Consider the following 18,305-nt stretch of genomic DNA (forward strand, 5'->3'; position numbering starts at 1 on the left):
AACGATTTAGACTGAATATATTGGTGGAGAGCCGTATACGCGGGAACGTGTACGTACGGTTCGGAGGCGAGCATTGGAAAACCGACCATAGCAATATGGCGCGGCGTCGGGTGCTTAGCCTACACTACAAATTCGACGACCTGAGTATTATAGCCTATAATACATTGATTAATAATACAGACTGTTACAAAGTTAAACCGCAATTTTTCGTTATCAACTTTGACAATCCCCGAAAATCCCACCGATGCAATCCGATCAACCCTTCTTTTATGACCGACATATCGGATGCCTACGAAGCGGCATATACAATTATGTTAAACTTGAATCGCACCTGGATTCAAAAACAGGGAGATTTCTTTGTGGAATCCCCGATTATTTTGCTGGCATCGATAATATGGTATCTCAAAATCTACAAAAACGGAAAATACTGCACGTTTCCTCATGCCATTGAATTTTTGAATAAAAAATATGCGGATATATTTACAATACTTACCTCCTATCCCGAACTTGAAAACTACCTGTCTCCTTTTATGGATGCCTGGCAGGGAGGTGCTCAGGATCAGCTCCAAGGGCAAATAGCATCAGCTAAAATTCCACTTTCGAGAATGATCTCACCACAGCTCTATTGGGTAATGACCGGGGACGATTTCTCCCTTGATATTAACAACCCTAATGAACCCAAGATTCTGTGCGTAGGCAATAATCCGGACAGGCAAAATATTTATTCGGCTGCACTCGGTCTGTATAACAGCCGTATTGTCAAGTTAATCAACAAGAAAGGACAACTCAAAAGTTCGTTCAGAACACTTTTCTTCCTGAGAAAAGACCGCCCGAACAGTAACGGGCTTGTACCGATTTTAGTCAGGATAACTGTAAACGGCGATACAGCCCAGTTCAATACAAAACTGGAAGTAAATCCTGATATGTGGGATATAAAACTCGGTAAGGCAAAAGGCAGAACCGCAGAAGCAATCAACCTGAACTTAGTAATAGACAATTTACGTGCAAAGATGTTTTCCATTTATAATAAATTATTGGAAACCAAAGGCTATGCTTTGCCTGAAAGTATAAAAAACATCTTAAAAGGTATAGATACTGACAGAAAAACCTTGCTTCAGTATTTTACCATACATAATGAACAATACAAACTTAAAGTCGGAAATACAACCAGCCGGATAACTTATTCAAGATACGAACTGACCAAAGAACGTATTGAGGAGTTTATTAAAAAGGAATATAAGCTATCTGATATTCCACTTCCTGAAATAGATTTCCTATTCGTTGAGAAATTTTACTTGTCACTTCGTAACAATCATGATTGCAGTAACAATACTGCCATGAAATTTATTCAGCGGTTCAGGTCTGTATTCAATTTCTGTGTCAACTTGGGAGCTGAAATAAAGATAAACCCTTTTGCCAATTTTAAATTTCATACAGAAAAAGTACATCGGGAAGTGTTGACACAGGAAGAAATAAACCTGATTTACAATAAAAAATTCTCCACCCAAAGGTTGGAGCAAGTGCGGGATATCTTCATATTTTGTTGTTATACAGGTCTTTCTTACAGCGATGTGCTGAAGCTCCAAGAAGATGAAATCCGAAGATCATTCGATAAGAACCTTTGGATAATGACCGAACAGAAGAAAACGAACGAAAAAGTAAATGTTATGCTTTTGGATATACCATTAGCAATTATAGATAAATACAGTAAACAAGGTAAATTGCATGGTGGAAGGTTGTTCCCTGTCTCCACCAACCAAAAGATGAACGAATACCTGAAGGAAATTGCAGATTTATGTGGTTTAAAGCGGACTTTATCCACTCATGTAGCACGTCATACATTTGCGACAACCGTTACTCTGGCTAACGGAGTACCTATTGAAAGTGTTTCGAAGATGTTGGGACACAGCAGCATTAAAACAACTGAAATATATGCTAAAGTACTAAACATGAAGGTTAGTAATGATATGAACGATCTAGCCTTTAAGTTGAATAGAAAAAGGAAAAGCAGTTAATAGCAAAAAGTTCTCCAAAATATTTTGGAGAACTTTATTCTAGAATAAGAAACTGTATATCAGTGTTAATTCCAATAGCAAACTTTTTAAACAGCTCAATAAGGGGTCTAATATCCTATAAAATGTATAAAATGACTATATCTTTCCGAGGGGAAAATATGGTCATTTAAAGCCTCAAGCCAACGATTATAAATGTAATAAATTATATAATTTAAAGGCTTTCGAGATTCATAAGAACTTTATCCTTCTGCAAACGGAAAGAAGACGGTGTTATTCCTGTCTCTTTTTTGAACTGATTGGATAAATGTGCAGGGCTGCTATAATCCAATTTAAAAGCGATTTCAGCAATATTCAGTTCATCATACGTTATGAGTTCTTTAATGCGTTCTATTTTATTTCTAATTATAAAACGCTCAATTGTACTCCCTTCCGATTCGGTAAATAGATTAGACAGGTAAGTGTAATTGCGTTTTAGCTTAAGACTCAAATAAGTCGAGAAATTTACTTTTAATGGTTCGTGCGGATAATGAATTAATGCAATAATTATTGTTCTGATTTTTTCTATTAAAATAGTCTTTTTATCTGTTATAATTTCTAATCCTGATTCAAAAAGGCTTAATCTGATTTCTTCAAATTTACGAGCTGTTATATTTCGATCTGTTTCTATTATCCCTAATTCAATTGATATACAATGTATTCCATATCTTTTTAGAATATCCTCTACCCGCATCTCGCACCGATGACTTACCATATATTTAATATGTAATTTCATGAGCAATACGTTTTTATTGTTATTAACTATAACTAAGAAGATAATAATACAGAAATTATTTTTATAAGCAATTTCTGTATTATTATTATTTAAGTAAAACCTTTATTGCAGTCTTTTAAGACGAAATAATAATTGCTGTATTGCTTCCTGATAATCATCAATAATGGATTGAGTGAACAGTGCAGGGAAGAGTTCACGATTAGATTCTACTGTATCATAAAAATTTTCAGCGTGCTTTACGATATCTGATGGCGTTGATGTCGATGGGATACTTATATCCAAATTCCCTAACAGGGAATAGCAAGTCTCTGTAATCAGATCTGTTTCATCCGATAAGGAAGCTATAGCCTGATCCAAGGCAATATGCTGAGCATAACTACTATTACCTGTTACATGCCAATGATAAAGTTTCAAACTGTTATTAAACGAAAATAAATTTCCGATAAATTTTGCTATTTCTGTATTAGCAAATACTTTTGGTTCTTTTACTGTCAATGTACTCATAGTGTTTATTTTTAGTTGATATAAGAATAGGAATTGTGTCATCCGTATTTTACGATTGATCTTTTATTTATATTTCCAAAAACATCAGATTCTGCGAAAAGTGGTGTATATGGATGGTATAAGACAGGTTACTTTATATAAACAATCTGCGATAACTATTTGTTGTTAAATTGTTTAAATATTAGTCATTTATTCGGTGCTTGTGATTACCTGTGGCTTATTAAAGTACTTGTGTCGCATGTAAAACGAATATATCTTGTACCTTAACATGGGCTGGCTGAGATAAAGCATAGCTTATTGCATTTGCTATATCTTCCACTTTTAAAGAGGTATATATTTCATATATATTTTTTGCTTGTTCCGTATCGCCTTTGTAACTGACAAGGGCAAAGTCGGCTTCTACTCTGCCGGGACATATCTGTGTAACTCGTATACCATACTGTTGTAAGTCTAAACGCATACCTTTGCTCAATCCATCTACCGCAAATTTTGTAGCACAATGTACATTTCCATTCTGGAAAGTCTCCCTTTCCACGGTAGAGCCAATGTTGATAATATGTCCTGATCTTCGCAAAACCATACCGGGTGTTATTGCACGTGTTGCATATAATAACCCCTTTATATTTGTATCTATCATATCATTCCAATCTTGGGTATCCCATTCGTGAATAGGTGAAAAACTACCTAAGCCTGCATTATTGACCAGAACGTCAATGTTACTCCACTCTGTTGGTATGTTCTTCAAAAGTGCGTCTTCAACTTCTGTATATACTCTGATATCAAAGCTAAGAAGTAAAACTTTTGACTTATATTTCGATTCTATTTCCTTTTGCAGTTCAGCCAATCGGTCTGAACGTGGTCCTGCAAGGATTAGGTTATAGCCTTCTTTGGCCAGTTTTAAGGCTGTAACACGACCTATACCTGAGGTTGTTCCTGTTATTAATGCTATTTTTTTCATAATAGTACCAATTTTTAATTTATACTATAAAATTTCTCAGCTATCCTATCTCTAAAATTTACATTTAGAATGGATACAGCGGGCATTTTACATTAAAATTAAAGGTAAAAATATCTCTGCAGTTTTACTTATAGAATTATAAAAATAACTTACATAATTTACAGTATATCAAATAACAAGCCAAATAAATGTATTAATTTGCTGCTATTCGAAGTATAAATCAAAATATATAAATGGTATGAAAGTAATGTATACAGCCGTTGCAACTTCTGTAGGCGGAAGAGACGGCAAAGTTAAATCATCGGATGGAGTATTGGACTTTGAAGTAAAACCACCAAAAGAAATGGGTGGTCCGGATGGTTCATATACTAATCCTGAACAATTATTCGCAGTAGGCTATTCAGCCTGTTTCGGGAGTGCCTTAAATCATGTGGCATTATTGAAAAAGAAAGAAGTCATCCCAACGGTAACGGCAAAGGTTAGCATTGGTAAGAAAGACGATGGTGGCTACCAATTAGCAGTAGAGATGGATGTGAACATTCCCGGAATGGATCAAAAAGAGGCGGAAGAATTAGTTGAAGAAGCCCATCAGGTTTGCCCTTATTCCAATGCTACACGAAATAATATCGAAGTGATTTTGACCGTTACTACTACAGCTTAAGTGATAATGACAAAAGAAGTTCCTATGGCTTTATTTCAAAAGTAATAGGAACTTCATTTTTATCCGGCAAATTCAATTAAATTATTCCCCTACGTTTATCCATACGTCTCATGATAGCCTTTTCAATTTCTATAATGAAAAATATACCTAGACCAAACAGAATGGGATACAACCAATCAAATGCAGGTAAAGGTTGTGTAGCAAACAATCTGTTCATAAAAGGCAAATAGGTGATGCTTAATTGCAGGATAATAAGTATAGTCGATACTACATAAATCGCTTTATTATTAAAGAAATTTTTATTAAAAGCACATCCGCGAATGCTCCGGCAATTAAATAAGTGGAACAACTGAGAAAAAACAATAACCTGTAAAGTAATCGTTTTAACGATATCGGGATCATATCCACGACTGAGCAATATCATATTAAGAATCAAAGTACCTCCACCAATAAGTACCGATATAAATAATATTCGCCATATAAAATATCCGCTTAATAAAGGTGTATTTGGCAACCTAGGCGGACGTTCCATCGTTCCGGGTTCGATATTCTCAAATGCTAAAGCCAAAGAAACAGTAATGGATGTTATCATATTGATCCATAATATCTGCACAGGGGTAATCGGTATCATTGTTCCGAATAATATACTGGCAATAATCAGGAAACTTTCCGCTCCATTTGTGGGAAGAATAAACAAAATTGTTTTCTTCAAATTGGAGTAAACACGCCTGCCTTCTTCAACCGCCGAAACTATGGTTCTGAAATTGTCATCTACCAATATCATTTCTGCTGCGTCTTTAGCAACCTCTGTTCCTTTTATTCCCATTGCAATACCTACATCTGCTTTCTTCAAAGCGGGGGCATCATTTATGCCATCGCCGGTCATTGCACAAATAGAGCCATCTAATTGCTGCACATTTACCAATCTGAGTTTTTGTTTAGGAGTCGTACGTGCAAATATATCGTATTCATGCACAGCTATCTCCAGTTCATCATCAGTCATTTTCTCTATATCCTTTCCCTGAATGGCTCTTTTCCCATCACCAATACCCATCTCCAGTCCAATTGCTTTTGCAGTATTTACGAGGTCACCTGTAATCATTTTTACACGTATTCTCGCTTTAGCACATTCCTTGATAGCTTCGATAGCGCCACTGTGTGGAGGGTCGATTATTCCTGCCATACCCAGAAAAATCAAGTCTTCATATATATCTTCATGTTTAATATCGCTCTTTCCTGAATCAACAACTTTATAGGCTGCTCCAATTATACGTTGTCCTCTGTTAGCCAGATCAGTAACCTTATCATTCCAATAAGTAATATCTAAATCTTTAACACCATGGAGTGACTGCTCTTTGGAGACCATCTCGAAAAGACGGTCGGGAGCACCTTTCACAAAAATGATATTTTCACCACCGATATGAGTCAAAGCTGCCATATATTTATACTCCGAATCGAAGGGTATGGTAGCAATGCGTTCTGATTGGTTAACTTCAAAATTGGCCTTCCGATACAATGTAATCAATGCTCCCTCTGTAGGGTCACCTTGTACTGTCCACAATCCACCCGCATCCTCGCTTATTGCCGCATCGTTGCATATCTCCATACAACAAATCAATCTTGTCAGGACTGATTGTTGATTAAAATCAACAGGTTCTTCGTTTTTCAAAATAACACCTTCAGGTATATATCCTATTCCTGTTACCTTAAACTCATCGTCTGCGGTTTGCAATGTTTTGACAGTCATCTCATTTTTAGTGAGAGTACCGGTTTTGTCGGTAAATATTACTGAAACAGCCCCTAGCGTTTCTACCGAAGGAAGATGGCGTATGATGGCGTTTCGTCGAGCCATACTCCTAACTCCTATAGCCAGTATAATTGAAAGAATAGCAGGCATACCTTCGGGTATAGCTGCTACTGCAAGGCCAATAACAGACAATAACAGTACTTCGGTCTGATAATCGCGAAAAAAATAACCGAACACGAAAACAAATAATGATATAACGACTATAACTATTGATACCATTTTGCCGAAGTAAGCCGTTTGTTTTATTAATGGTGTAGTTATAGCAGGCACTTCATCCAGAAGTTTGTTAATCATACCTATCTCTGTATTCTCACCCGTGGCAACAACTGCACCTATTCCTGTACCTGTACTTATTGCAGTACCCGAAAAAGCCATATTTGTTTTATCAGCCAATATAGTATCAGGGTCAAGTGTGCTGACTAGCTTTTCGGAAGGAACAGATTCGCCTGTTAGAGTAGACTCATCTATCTTGAGATTATCAGCTGTTATTAACCTTAAATCGGCAGGCACCTTATCGCCGGGAGCTAATAAAACAATATCACCGATAGTGAGATCGGTAGTATCAATCTCTTTTCGTATTCTATCTCTTATAACCTGAGCTTTGGATGATAGCATCTTCTTTATTTTATCCAGTGCTTTTCCCGCTTTATTTTCCTGAACAAATCCAATAGATGCATTGATCAAAGTGACAAGTAGTATAAATATTGTTTCGAAATATTGTCCAAGTACTGCTGTTACGATGGCTGCGACAAATAGCACATAAATTAAGATACTGTCAAATTGTTTCAAGAAGCGAATGAATTTATTCTCTTTCTTTTTTTCAGGAAGATCATTCTTGCCAAATTCGTCAAGTCTGTCTTTAGCTTCTTTTTCCGATAGTCCATTTACGACATTTGTATGTAGTATATCAATGACAGCATTAGCATCTATTGCACTCCAATTATTATTATCATATTTTTTTTTCATAAAATCCGATTTGATAATTTATGTATATAAGTAAAGCGAGCCAAGTAATATACCAGCTCACTTTAGATTTTTTTTATTCAATTTGTTGAATTATGATTGATCGATCCACTTGACAATGGTATCAGATAACGGGCTTGCAGTAGGGGCAATAAAGTTTACCAACTGCCCATTTTCCGAAATCATAAATTTTTGGAAATTCCAATCAATTACAGCATCAAATTTTCCGTTTTCGCTTTCTCTTGTCAGCCACTTATAAATTGGCGCAATGTCAGGCCCGTTTACCGAAACTTTGGCCATTATGGGAAAAGTTATATTGTAATCTTCGCAAAACTGTTTAATTTCGGCGTTTGTTCCGGGTTCCTGCCCTCTGAAATCATTGGATGGAAAGCCTATGACAATAAAGCCTTTATGCCTATTTTTCACATACAAGTCTTCCAATTCCTTGTATTGAGGTGTCAGACCACATTCTGAGGCTACATTTACTATCAAGACTTTTTTCCCTTCAAGGATAGCCATATTAAATTCCATATTGTCAATATCCTGTACTTTAAAGTCATATAACGTTTTTATTTTAGACATAATATTTTATTTTTTAGTTATAATTAGATTGGTCATAAGCGTTATGTCTGTTTATTCTATTATTCATCGAACAAGAGCAGCATAACGCTTAACCAATCAATCTTATAAAGTTTCTAAAACGAATAAATTAAAAGATTTATCTTTATTCGTTTTTTATTAAGTAATGTGAAATAGTTATTACTATATTCTCTGATCATAAAACAGTATTTGGTTGTTATACTTGACAAAGCAATAAAAAGGTCTGAGACTTTAATCTGCAATTTTCACTACCGATTTCACTATATTTTCTTTGTCCTGCACACTACTATCCATCGCATTCTGAATATCGTCAAATTCAAATATATTTGTTACCACATTTTTTAAATTAATTTTCCCATTTGCTACCGCCTCAATAGCCATTGGATAAATATGACGGTAGCGGAATACAGTGGAAATCGATAATTCTTTATCCATTGCCAGACTAATAGGCATATTTACGAAACCCGATTTGGTATAACCTACAAAAACGATGGTAGCCCCCTTTTTAGTTATATTGACAGCTTGCTGAGCTGTTATCTCGGTCCCTGCTGTTTCTATAACCAAATCGCAGCCCCTGCCATCTGTTAATCTATTTATTTCTTCCACCACGTTTTGCTCTCCTGCGTTAATCACACTAGTGGCTCCCAGTTCCAGAGCTTTGCCCAGTCGTTTTTGCACCACATCTATCATATAAACCGTGGATACTCCTTCGGCTTTAAGTGCCAGCATACACATTAGTCCGATACAACCCGACCCGAAAACGGCAGCTGTTTGTCCGGCATGTGCCCCGCCTTGGTTAGCTGCATGAAACCCAACTGCCAAAGGCTCTATCAATGCTCCTTCTAAAGTGCTTACATTATCCGGCAACTTAAAACAGAGTCCGGCTTCATGTGCTACATATTCGAGAAACACACCATCAATGGGCGGGGTAGCAAAGAAGATTACATCAGGACATAAATTGTATTTCCCTGTTTTGCAGAACTCGCAATGCCCGCATGTTTTCCCCGGTTCTAATGCAACTCTGTCTCCTATTTTCAGATGTTTTACATCTGTACCTACTTCGACTACTGTACCTCCGGCTTCATGCCCTAATACAAAAGGAGGTTCTACAATATAATTTCCGATTGCCCCATGTTCATAATAATGCAGGTCTGATCCACAAATGCCTACGTACTCCAGTTTGATCAATGCTTCTCCAGCTTTCGGAACGGGTATATTTCTTTCTTCAAACCCCATTATTCCGATGCCGTTCATAACAGCTACTTTCATTTTTGTTTCCATTGTTTTTGTTTTTATATAATTCTGACTGCGATTCTATTTATTGGACAATATTTTATCCATCGCCCGTTCATCGAATTTGATTAAATACGTAAGAATAAAACTTATTGTAAAGCCCAGTGCACAGGCGATCAGAAATCCGAGGAAGCCTTGCCCCAAAAAAACGGGTATTGTGGCTAAACCGGGGAATGCAAAGGACATAGCTGTTGCTCCACTTGCTCCGGCAACCCCTCCGGCTATTGCTCCGGCTATACATACTATAATTAGCGGACGCTTTAATGGCAGTGTTACCCCAAATAGTGCGGGTTCAGTTATTCCAAATAAAGACGATATTCCGGCAGAGAATGATATTGTTTTTAGCTTTTTGTTCTTTGTTTTTAAGCATACGGCAAAGGAAGCCCCTGCCTGAGCAAAAGCGGCTCCTGCAAAAAGAGGAAGTATCGTATCAGAGCCATATAAAACGATATTATTAATCGCCATGGGCACTAAGCTCCAGTGGAAACCAAATATGACCATAAGCTGAATTAACCCACCTATAACTATACCTGCCAGAATAGGGCTCCAGTTATATACCGATGAGTAACCGTTGGCCATTACATCACCAACTACTGCTCCGATCGGACCAAATAAAAAGAGTGTAACAGGAACTATAATGAGGATAGACAAAAGTGGGGTAAATAAGTCCCGTATAACTTCTGGTAATATTTTTACAAGCAGGGTTTCTGTGTATTTTAGAAGGAATATTGATAAGATTATGGGTATTACACTCGAAAAATAGGTTACAGGAATGATTGGTATTCCCAATAATACGATCTCATCTTTCGACTGCATAAGTTGAATCATCCTCGGAGAAAGTAAAATAAGGGCTATCAATACAGCGGTGAAAACATTTGTCCCGAATTTTTTAGCTGCCGTTATTGCTAAAAAAACGGGTAGAAAATAAAAGCAAGCGTCGGCTATCGCATAGAAAATATGAAAAGTGCCTGTAGCCTCAATTACAACACCTGTTGTTAATAGAATTGCTAAAATACCTTTCATTATACCTGCCGCACTAAGTATATTGACTATTGGCAAAAATAGTCCGGAAATCACATCTATTGCACTATCCAGTAATCTCTTGGGATTTAGCTTACTTCTTAGCAGTATTATCCCATTTGTATTTTCATGTTTATTCATAAATTCAGAATTTATTATAAAGAAGAGATAACTGACAGGGTAATATTACTCTAGCATATTGCAATATCAATCTGATAATTATAAAATTGCTTGATATTGTTTGTTAAGTTATCTGTATTACTCTTTCCTGATGGTTTTTGCTATAAGACACAATATATTCATTCAACAAATAATGTGGTATAATATGATTTGCCTTTAACTTATCAAACATACGCTTAAAGGACTCAAAACTATCCGGTTCTATTTCTTTAAAACCTAATTTGCGCAGTTTTCCCGAATCGAAAAAGATATCATATACATCACTGAATATAAAGTCACTATAAGACCATTGCAGGATTCGTGTTATATTGTCATTCGTAAGTTGATGTTTCTCACATGTTTCTTTCCATAGCGTGTTTTTATCTTTCATATAAACTGCCAGAGAGAAATCATGCGGTTCGCCAACTGCTACTCCAAAATATTCGCAGATTTTTACCCATAATTCTTTCCACCGTAAACTATCTCCATTCGTAATATTGAATATTTCTCCTTTACATGAATCTTCCAGCGATACATATTCCATACTTTTTGCCAGCAATTCTATGTCTGTTACATGAACCGTTGTTTCATAGTTTCTTATATTGCCCGGAAAAGACATTGGTATATTAAGCTCCCTGCAAAGTGTAGCATAAACTGCTATCTGAGTTGCAATATTCGTTGGGTTATCAATGGCTGAACCTATTAATATATTGGGACGGAGAGATGTCCAGCTCCATTTTTTACCGATAGATTGCTTTCTCAAAAAATCTTCTTGAAGTGAATAAAAATTATAAAAAAAACTGGGCGAGAAATATTGATATTCTTTGTTACTCACTATTTGTTTGATTCTCCCAAAATGCAGATCATATGCTTTATCTTTTTGGATAAATGTAATATGTTCAAACAAAGGAGCTATTTTTTCGATTCCTAATACGAGATTTTCAAACAATTGGAGATTAAATTCCGGTTTATCTGTTAAAGCCTGTTTCTGATTATAGGATCCAAAAAAAACATGCGTTACTTTTTGTAATTTTTCCTGCTGCATCTTTATTGCATCAGGCTTATTGAGATCCATTTGAATATATTCACAACGGCTTGTATATTGCCAATAGTTAAGAGGTGTATTAGATACAATAATTATATCCCAATTTCCCTTAGCTTCGAGGCAGTTGATTATATTACGTCCCAGAATATTGTTTCCTTCTATAACCAATGCCGTTTTTCTTAATGTTCTCTGAGAACCTATTCTTTTTCTTTTTTCCATAATTTTATAGACTTGATTTACAAGATAGCTATCAATTGAAAGCTAGTTATTACATAATCAGAGTATAAAATTGCATAATTCACAGGTTTCTAATATTAGCTTGCTTAAGGTCTCTTATATTCGTAACTTTATTCATTAAGAATATAGAATATGAAAGACCAGTTTATTATTATAAAAGGAGCTAGAGAAAACAATCTGAAAAACATATCGGTCTCTATACCCAGAAAGAAAATAACAGTTTTCACAGGCGTTTCAGGTTCCGGTAAGACATCGTTAGTATTTGACACTATTGCAGCCGAATCACAAAGGCTATTAAATGAAACTTACAATAGTTTTATCCGCCACCGTTTACAACACTACGGCAAACCGGATGTGGATGCATTAGAGAATTTGTCTGTTGCCATTATTGTCGATCAAAAACGAATAGAAGGAAATGCACGATCAACAGTAGGTACAATTACCGATATTTACTCATTGCTCCGGCTCATATTCTCCCGCATAGGAAAACCATTTGTAGGATATTCCAATGCTTTCTCATTTAATAATCCTCAAGGTATGTGTCCTTATTGCGAAGGACTAGGTAAAGTCAGCACAATTGATTTTGATAAGCTGATAGACAAAACAAATCATTGAATGAAGGAGCTATTAACTTCCCGACATTTGAGGTTGGCGGCTGGAGGTGGGCACGTTATGTCTATTCGGGTTTGTTTGATAATGATAAAAAGCTGAAAGATTATAGCAAAGAAGAATGGCATAATTTGATTTATGCGAAAATGAAGTTGAAAAATCAAGATGAGAAATACCCTAAATCAGGAGATTATGAAGGAATATTACCTCGTTTTAAGCGTACTTTCTTAAAAAAAGATTCCAGGGATATAACCGGTAAAAATGCAATTCGTTTTAAAGAGGTAGTAACCCAAGGTGTTTGCCCGGAATGTAAGGGAGGACGTTTGAATCCTACAATATTAAGCTGTAAAATAAGGGAAAAGAATATAGCCGCCTGTTGTGCAATGCAAATAGATGAATTACATGATTTTATTAAAGATATACATGAACCTTCCATAGAACCATTAACAGATGCGACAATAAAACAGTTGGACGGATTGTTAGCTATTGGGCTGGCGTATTTAAGTCTTGACAGGGAAACATCTACCTTATCGGGAGGAGAATCACAACGGGTAAAATTGATCCGTCATTTAGGCAGTAGCCTCACCGATCTGACTTATGTGTTTGACGAACCCAGTGTAGGACTTCACACCAGTGATGTACATAAGTTAAATGAATTGTTGATAAAGCTTCGCGATAAAGGAAATACCGTATTAATCGTGGAGCACGATCCCGATGTAATTGCCATTGCAGACTATATTGTCGATATGGGGATCGGGGCAGGGCGTGATAGGGGAAATATTGTTTATTGTGGAGATTTAGCAGGATTGAAAGCGTCCAAGACTTTGACGGAAGCATATTTATCAACAAAACTTGAAATGAAGAATCTCTATAGAAAAAGAAATGGTGTTTCCTTATCCTTATCAGATATCACACTTCACAATCTCCGGAGCGTATCGGTAGAAATCCCCCCAACATATAATGACCGTGATAACGGGAGTTGCAGGGTCGGGAAAAAGTTCCCTGATTCAGGCATTAATAAAGAAATATGCTGACATCGTACTGATAGATCAAAGTGGGTTACGTGGATCAAAGCGGTCAAATACGGCAACTTATACAGGTATTATGGATATAATCAGAGATTTGATTTGCAAAAATAAACAATGTGAGAGCATCTTTATTCAGTACAAACTCCGATGGGGCTTGTCCCGAATGTAAAGGTCTTGGCATTATCTCAACCGATCTGGCTTTTATGGACGCTGTAGAAATAGAATGCGAGCTTTGCAGGGGTAGCGGTTATAAACAAGATGTAGTGAAATATAAGTTGCAAGGAAAAAGTATTATTGATATTATGTCCTTTACTCTATCTGAAACCAGAGATTTCTTTGCTGAACACGAAATATACTCAATATGAGACCAACTGTGTAATGTGGGATTAGGTTATTTAACTATAGGTCAATCTTTAAATACACTATCGGGTGGGGAGCGTCAACGTTTAAAACTGGCAAACGAATTAGGAAAAAAAGGTCAAATTTATGTATTTGATGAACCAACAACAGGTTTACATGGCTCCGATATATCAAAACTGCTAAAACTTCTTGACGAATTAACGAATGAGGGTAATACAGTTATTATTGTTGAGCATAATCTGGATGTTATCAGTCAAGCAGATTGGATTATTGATATGGGGCTCGGTGCAGGGCGTAATGGTGGTAAGATTATATTTGAAGGTTATCCTGATGATCTAATAGAAAGTATGGTTTCGCTGGCCGATAGATATTTGAAAAGATATATGATAGGTACTAGGTAAAGAAAATGGAATAAAAAATTAGAATGAAATATGTAATATATTTTTATCAATGGTATAATCCACTAGAAGATCAACGCAGAGCCATAAAAGGTGTAAGCTTTTTTTAATTAAAAGTACTTGAACTAGTGGATCGAAAACATAATAGAGGACGAAAAAACACTCACCAGCTAATTGCTGATAAGTGTTTAAATATTATATAGAAGGAGTCACCTGAAATAGTCACGATTTAATCTGACACTTACTTGAATAAATTATTATTTATTTTAGTAATTTGTCTTCTACACGGTCTTTCAAGTACTCGCCTTCATTTTTGGCAATGTCGCCTATATTTTTTACATTTTTCTTTGACTTGCTAAAAAGTTTTTGTGCACTGTCGCAAACACAATCAAATTGACCATCGTCCTGCATTTTTCTGATACAATACCCAATAGCAGACCCGATAACTAAACTTACTATTATTTTTTTCATAATTATTTTTTATTAATTCATTTGAGATAATATGTATGTAAACAATACGAATAAAAAGAATAAATGCGAACTATAAATATCGGTTCGCATTTACCCATTTTTTCTACTAAAGAGTTACTTAGATCGGAATTATAAGATCTATATTTTTCTCATCATTTCTTTTTACAGTGACTGATTGGTCACCTGCCTTAAAGACAACATTATCCCCAATTCTGTAATAAACTGCAAAATACAGATTAGTCTTGGATTCGGTAATGTTTAATTGTGTCAGATTCAACTTAAAATAAGCAGCTCCGTCCTGATTAGTAAGTTCCTTCTTAGATGCCGAACCCGGATCTGTCGACTCTTCCGGCTTAAGGTCTTTGAACATATAAACCTCAACATCTTTCTGGACTATTCCTGCAAGATTCTTTACTGTTACTTTTACATTAGCACCCAATATCGGGGCATCACCGTCGTCATTTCCACATGACATAAATCCAATCGAAGTCATAGCTATTATACTATAAAATATTAACTTTTTCATATTCTTTTTTTTGATCAAAATAGACCAACCATTTTATTTATTGTGGTTATTGGTTAGCATTTCCCACATGGTTCAGATATCAGTCTGTTTTTTTCTTAATATCTTTTTTCACCTGCTTGACATCTTTTTTCACGTCTGCTTTTATACTGTCGGACTTTTTATCAACAGCCTTTTTTGAATCGTCCAATGCATCTTTCACTGCTTCTGCACCTTCTTTTGTCTTATCTTTTACTTTATCAGCCGACTCTTCTATCAGATGTTTTGCATCTTTAGCATCTTTTTCAGCACCGTTTTTAGTATTACAGGATGTGAAAATTAATACACTTGCCAAGATAAATAATATGCTTAAAAACTTTTTCATTATTTCTGTTTATTAAGTAGCGTTAAATATTTAATGCGATATTTTATCAACATAACTGTCTCTAGTTGTTATGCGTGCCAAAGCAATAAAAAGGTCTGCGACCTTAAATTATTCAATATATAAGATCACGGCGCGATTCCATTCTTTCACATCGAAAGGAGGATTAGCCTGTCCTTCCCATTCTACGATGACACGGCTTTGATCTATTCCGTATCTGCCGGTCATAATATCTGCTACGTTCTGAGCTCTCTGTCTTGATATTCTTTCATTTATAACTGCAGTTCCTGTTTCTTTATCCGTGTAGCCAATAACTCTGACTTTCTTCCCCGGATTTTCTTTCAGGTATTTGGCAACATTATATACATTGACTTCTTGATTGGATTCGACTTTAACTTTGTTTATACCAAATAATACAACATTATTGACCGGTTCTTCATTGACTTTAACTTCTCTGATGACTTCTTTTATTACTACAGTAGGTTCAGCCTGTTCAACAGGGCGCTGCGCTAACCTAGCTATATCAGCTCGTTGCATATTTATTGTATTATTCATATTATCAATCTCACGCTGATCCCTTAATACAGCTTCGGTAAATACAGCTTTCTTCCCGATGTTGAAAACAAGGCTTGCAGATGCTGTACCTAAAAGGTCATAACCTCTTTTGCCTCCTGTCCGCTGATCGAAATTATCTTTAAGCATTTTTCCGGACAATTCAATGTCCAAAGACACTCTTTCAGAAAATCTGAAGCGATTGATAATACCTGCGTCAAAAGTGATACTGTTGACATGATGGCTGTTGCTCGCATATTCAGGCAGGTCTTTATAATCCCAGCCGTAAGCCCAACCTGCACCGATGTAGGGTATGAAACTATAAACCCTGTTTGCATTATAGTTCATCAGATAATCAGTCATGTTCCACATGTAATTAAGTTCGGCACTGACATAACGATTACGGGTCATCAGTGATGCTTCGTTATTGAACGTATGGATGTTGGTACCTCCCGATAATTTTACTCTGGCACCTGAATATGGATTAAACCATTTTCCGAATTGAAAATTAGGAGTTACAGTCATTCGTCTCCAAAAAGAAGCATCGACATCCTTATCTCCAAAGTAGATATTAGAACCGGCACCTGCTCCGATAAACCAGTTATCCCAGAAACCGTTATCTATAAATGTTGTATTCCGACCGGCACCAACACTGGTACCATCTTTCTCCTGAGCAAATGCTACAGTAGCTGCTGAGAGAATAAATACGAATAAGAGTATACTTTTTTTCATAATCTAATTTTTTAAAATTTATAACCGTAACCAATCATAACCACAGCACAATCATTGTCTCCTAATATGAATTTCACTTCCGCATTCAAAAAGGTTTTAGCTCCTATCAGATAACTAATACCTCCGCCGAGATTGAATGCTAAATCCGTTTTGCTATGGGAATCTGTTTTCTGTTCAATTCCACCGATTACAATGTTTTGTTTGCCATAAAAGTTATTCTGGATACCTATACCTGCTAAGGGGTAGACAGAGAACTTATCCTGCGGAAAACGAAACACATAGTGGGCATTTATCATTACATCCACCCCTGTAACTTTATCCTTAGGAAAGTAAAATGTAATATCGGGAGCAATACGCACATTGTCCAGAATATGGTATCTTCCCTGTGCCCCGATGGCAAATCGTTTGTAGTCGGTTTGATACCCTAAGCCGACAATGGCAGATGTCTCTCCCTTCTGAGCCGACATGCTTAAGGTCATTGCTAATAAAGCAGCTAATAATAAAATCTTTTTCATAGAATCTTTTTGTTTTTATTAAAACTAACGCGGCCTATTCATCACGTAACTCTCACTACTTTGTTAGCATAGTGCGATGTGTTACCCTGAATGAATTTTAGCCTTTTTTGTTGGGGGCAAACAGAAACAGTATCCATAAGAAAATTATTGCGCCAACTACGGACATTATTAAATATCCAAATACTCCCATAACTTCCGCTCCTATAAGATGAAAGAGGAAGCCGCCGAATACGGCTCCGATTAAACCTACAATAAGATTCACGATTAAGCCGAATCCTTTTCCTTTCATTATCCTGCCAGCAATAAAGCCTGCCAGAATTCCAATAATAATTGAACCAATAATACCTAATTCCATTTTTTATTTTTTTAAATTTATTTGTTAATTTACTGAATGATATATAAGGCCGGATTTACCGACTAAAGCAAATAGTTCATAAAGGAGGGTGGAACGAGACTTTGTCTTCTCGTTACTATTAAAACATCTAAGAAATAGATGTGGCCTGATTATCGATGAATTATGTAAATACTAATTAAAATTGTATAATAATTAATTAGGTGAACAGGGCATTACTAATAAATGGAATCAATGGGGTGGAGATATTAGTAGCCAAGGGTAGGAAGGTTTAATAAATTCTACTTATAATCAATAAGTATTTCTTGTAATCGTTTTCTAGCAAAGAATATACGGCTTTTGACTGTTCCTACAGGAAGTTCCATCATTT

21 protein-coding genes and 1 pseudogene are annotated in these 18,305 nt (G+C 36.0%); 7 read left to right on the forward strand and 15 right to left on the reverse strand.

Annotation, left to right across the window (positions count from 1 at the left end):
• A partial coding sequence (locus G7Y56_RS17600; protein WP_255498797.1) for a site-specific integrase occupies positions 1–2,015 on the forward strand: 2,015 nt, incomplete at its 5' end.
• A 211-nt stretch (positions 2,016–2,226) separates the two neighbouring features.
• Here the strand turns inward: G7Y56_RS17600 and G7Y56_RS17605 are convergent.
• The 3 genes from G7Y56_RS17605 to G7Y56_RS17615 form a co-directional block, all read right to left on the reverse strand.
• Positions 2,227–2,787 (reverse strand): AraC family transcriptional regulator, encoded by a 561-nt coding sequence (locus tag G7Y56_RS17605; RefSeq protein ID WP_165025035.1) that lies wholly within the window; start codon positions 2,785–2,787, stop codon positions 2,227–2,229.
• A 102-nt stretch (positions 2,788–2,889) separates the two neighbouring features.
• Positions 2,890–3,291 carry a DUF5856 family protein gene (locus G7Y56_RS17610; protein WP_165025038.1) on the reverse strand — a complete coding sequence of 134 codons (402 nt, stop codon included), beginning with the start codon at positions 3,289–3,291 and terminating at the stop codon, positions 2,890–2,892.
• 220 nt (positions 3,292–3,511) lie between these two features.
• Complete coding sequence (locus G7Y56_RS17615) at positions 3,512–4,249, reverse strand: SDR family NAD(P)-dependent oxidoreductase (RefSeq protein WP_165045658.1); 738 nt, start codon at positions 4,247–4,249, stop codon at positions 3,512–3,514.
• 238 nt (positions 4,250–4,487) lie between these two features.
• On the opposite strand from G7Y56_RS17615, the gene G7Y56_RS17620 reads away from it, so the two are divergent.
• A complete protein-coding gene (locus G7Y56_RS17620) occupies positions 4,488–4,910 on the forward strand; it encodes an organic hydroperoxide resistance protein (protein ID WP_165045660.1) in 423 nt (140 codons plus the stop codon).
• Positions 4,911–4,986: 76 nt separating this feature from the next.
• On the opposite strand, the gene G7Y56_RS17625 is transcribed toward G7Y56_RS17620, so the two are convergent.
• The 5 genes from G7Y56_RS17625 to G7Y56_RS17645 form a co-directional block, all read right to left on the reverse strand.
• Positions 4,987–7,683, reverse strand: coding sequence for a cation-transporting P-type ATPase (locus G7Y56_RS17625; RefSeq protein WP_165045662.1), 2,697 nt, complete (start codon positions 7,681–7,683; stop codon positions 4,987–4,989).
• A 90-nt stretch (positions 7,684–7,773) separates the two neighbouring features.
• Positions 7,774–8,262 (reverse strand): glutathione peroxidase, encoded by a 489-nt coding sequence (locus tag G7Y56_RS17630; RefSeq protein WP_165045664.1) that lies wholly within the window; start codon positions 8,260–8,262, stop codon positions 7,774–7,776.
• A gap of 249 nt (positions 8,263–8,511) precedes the next feature.
• Positions 8,512–9,561 (reverse strand): NAD(P)-dependent alcohol dehydrogenase, encoded by a 1,050-nt coding sequence (locus tag G7Y56_RS17635; RefSeq protein ID WP_165045666.1) that lies wholly within the window; start codon positions 9,559–9,561, stop codon positions 8,512–8,514.
• 33 nt (positions 9,562–9,594) lie between these two features.
• Positions 9,595–10,734, reverse strand: a complete 1,140-nt coding sequence (locus G7Y56_RS17640; protein WP_165045668.1) for a PTS transporter subunit EIIC — start codon at positions 10,732–10,734, stop codon at positions 9,595–9,597.
• 103 nt (positions 10,735–10,837) lie between these two features.
• Positions 10,838–12,016 (reverse strand): hypothetical protein, encoded by a 1,179-nt coding sequence (locus tag G7Y56_RS17645; protein ID WP_165025058.1) that lies wholly within the window; start codon positions 12,014–12,016, stop codon positions 10,838–10,840.
• Positions 12,017–12,166: 150 nt separating this feature from the next.
• Here G7Y56_RS17645 and G7Y56_RS18750 point away from each other — a divergent pair, with 150 nt between their 5' ends.
• Genes G7Y56_RS18750 through G7Y56_RS18770 form a run of 5 tightly spaced genes read left to right on the forward strand, consistent with a single transcriptional unit; the run spans position 12,167 to position 14,432 of the window.
• On the forward strand, positions 12,167–12,649 hold the full coding sequence (locus G7Y56_RS18750; protein ID WP_255498798.1) for a hypothetical protein: 483 nt from the start codon (positions 12,167–12,169) through the stop codon (positions 12,647–12,649).
• Entirely contained in the window at positions 12,646–13,677 is a 1,032-nt protein-coding gene (locus tag G7Y56_RS18755) for a hypothetical protein (RefSeq protein WP_255498799.1), read from the forward strand. Before G7Y56_RS18750 ends, G7Y56_RS18755 begins: the two co-directional genes overlap by 4 nt.
• Positions 13,604–13,840: a hypothetical protein gene (locus G7Y56_RS18760; protein WP_255498800.1), complete on the forward strand. Its 237-nt coding sequence runs from the start codon at positions 13,604–13,606 to the stop codon at positions 13,838–13,840. Before G7Y56_RS18755 ends, G7Y56_RS18760 begins: the two co-directional genes overlap by 74 nt.
• On the forward strand, positions 13,788–14,036 hold the full coding sequence (locus G7Y56_RS18765; RefSeq protein WP_255498801.1) for a hypothetical protein: 249 nt from the start codon (positions 13,788–13,790) through the stop codon (positions 14,034–14,036). Before G7Y56_RS18760 ends, G7Y56_RS18765 begins: the two co-directional genes overlap by 53 nt.
• A gap of 15 nt (positions 14,037–14,051) precedes the next feature.
• The gene (locus tag G7Y56_RS18770) at positions 14,052–14,432 is read left to right on the forward strand and encodes an ATP-binding cassette domain-containing protein (RefSeq protein WP_255498802.1); all 381 of its coding nucleotides are present in this window, start codon (positions 14,052–14,054) and stop codon (positions 14,430–14,432) included.
• Between the two features lie 258 nt (positions 14,433–14,690).
• Here G7Y56_RS18770 and G7Y56_RS17655 read toward each other — a convergent pair whose 3' ends face one another.
• The 7 genes and pseudogenes from G7Y56_RS17655 to G7Y56_RS18775 form a co-directional block, all read right to left on the reverse strand.
• A complete protein-coding gene (locus tag G7Y56_RS17655) occupies positions 14,691–14,900 on the reverse strand; it encodes a hypothetical protein (protein WP_165045670.1) in 210 nt (69 codons plus the stop codon).
• A 118-nt stretch (positions 14,901–15,018) separates the two neighbouring features.
• Positions 15,019–15,426 (reverse strand): hypothetical protein, encoded by a 408-nt coding sequence (locus G7Y56_RS17660; protein WP_165045672.1) that lies wholly within the window; start codon positions 15,424–15,426, stop codon positions 15,019–15,021.
• Positions 15,427–15,505: 79 nt separating this feature from the next.
• Entirely contained in the window at positions 15,506–15,787 is a 282-nt protein-coding gene (locus tag G7Y56_RS17665; protein WP_165045674.1) for a hypothetical protein, read from the reverse strand.
• A 108-nt stretch (positions 15,788–15,895) separates the two neighbouring features.
• Positions 15,896–17,068: an OmpA family protein gene (locus G7Y56_RS17670; protein ID WP_165025091.1), complete on the reverse strand. Its 1,173-nt coding sequence runs from the start codon at positions 17,066–17,068 to the stop codon at positions 15,896–15,898.
• An 11-nt stretch (positions 17,069–17,079) separates the two neighbouring features.
• Complete coding sequence (locus G7Y56_RS17675) at positions 17,080–17,583, reverse strand: outer membrane protein (RefSeq protein ID WP_165025094.1); 504 nt, start codon at positions 17,581–17,583, stop codon at positions 17,080–17,082.
• A 97-nt stretch (positions 17,584–17,680) separates the two neighbouring features.
• Positions 17,681–17,938 carry a GlsB/YeaQ/YmgE family stress response membrane protein gene (locus tag G7Y56_RS17680; protein ID WP_165045676.1) on the reverse strand — a complete coding sequence of 86 codons (258 nt, stop codon included), beginning with the start codon at positions 17,936–17,938 and terminating at the stop codon, positions 17,681–17,683.
• 278 nt (positions 17,939–18,216) lie between these two features.
• A pseudogene (locus G7Y56_RS18775) lies at positions 18,217–18,305 on the reverse strand (RNA polymerase sigma factor); the annotation flags it as partial.

This window comes from Dysgonomonas sp. ZJ709 (assembly GCF_011039195.1).
Taxonomy (GTDB): Bacteria; Bacteroidota; Bacteroidia; order Bacteroidales; family Dysgonomonadaceae; genus Dysgonomonas.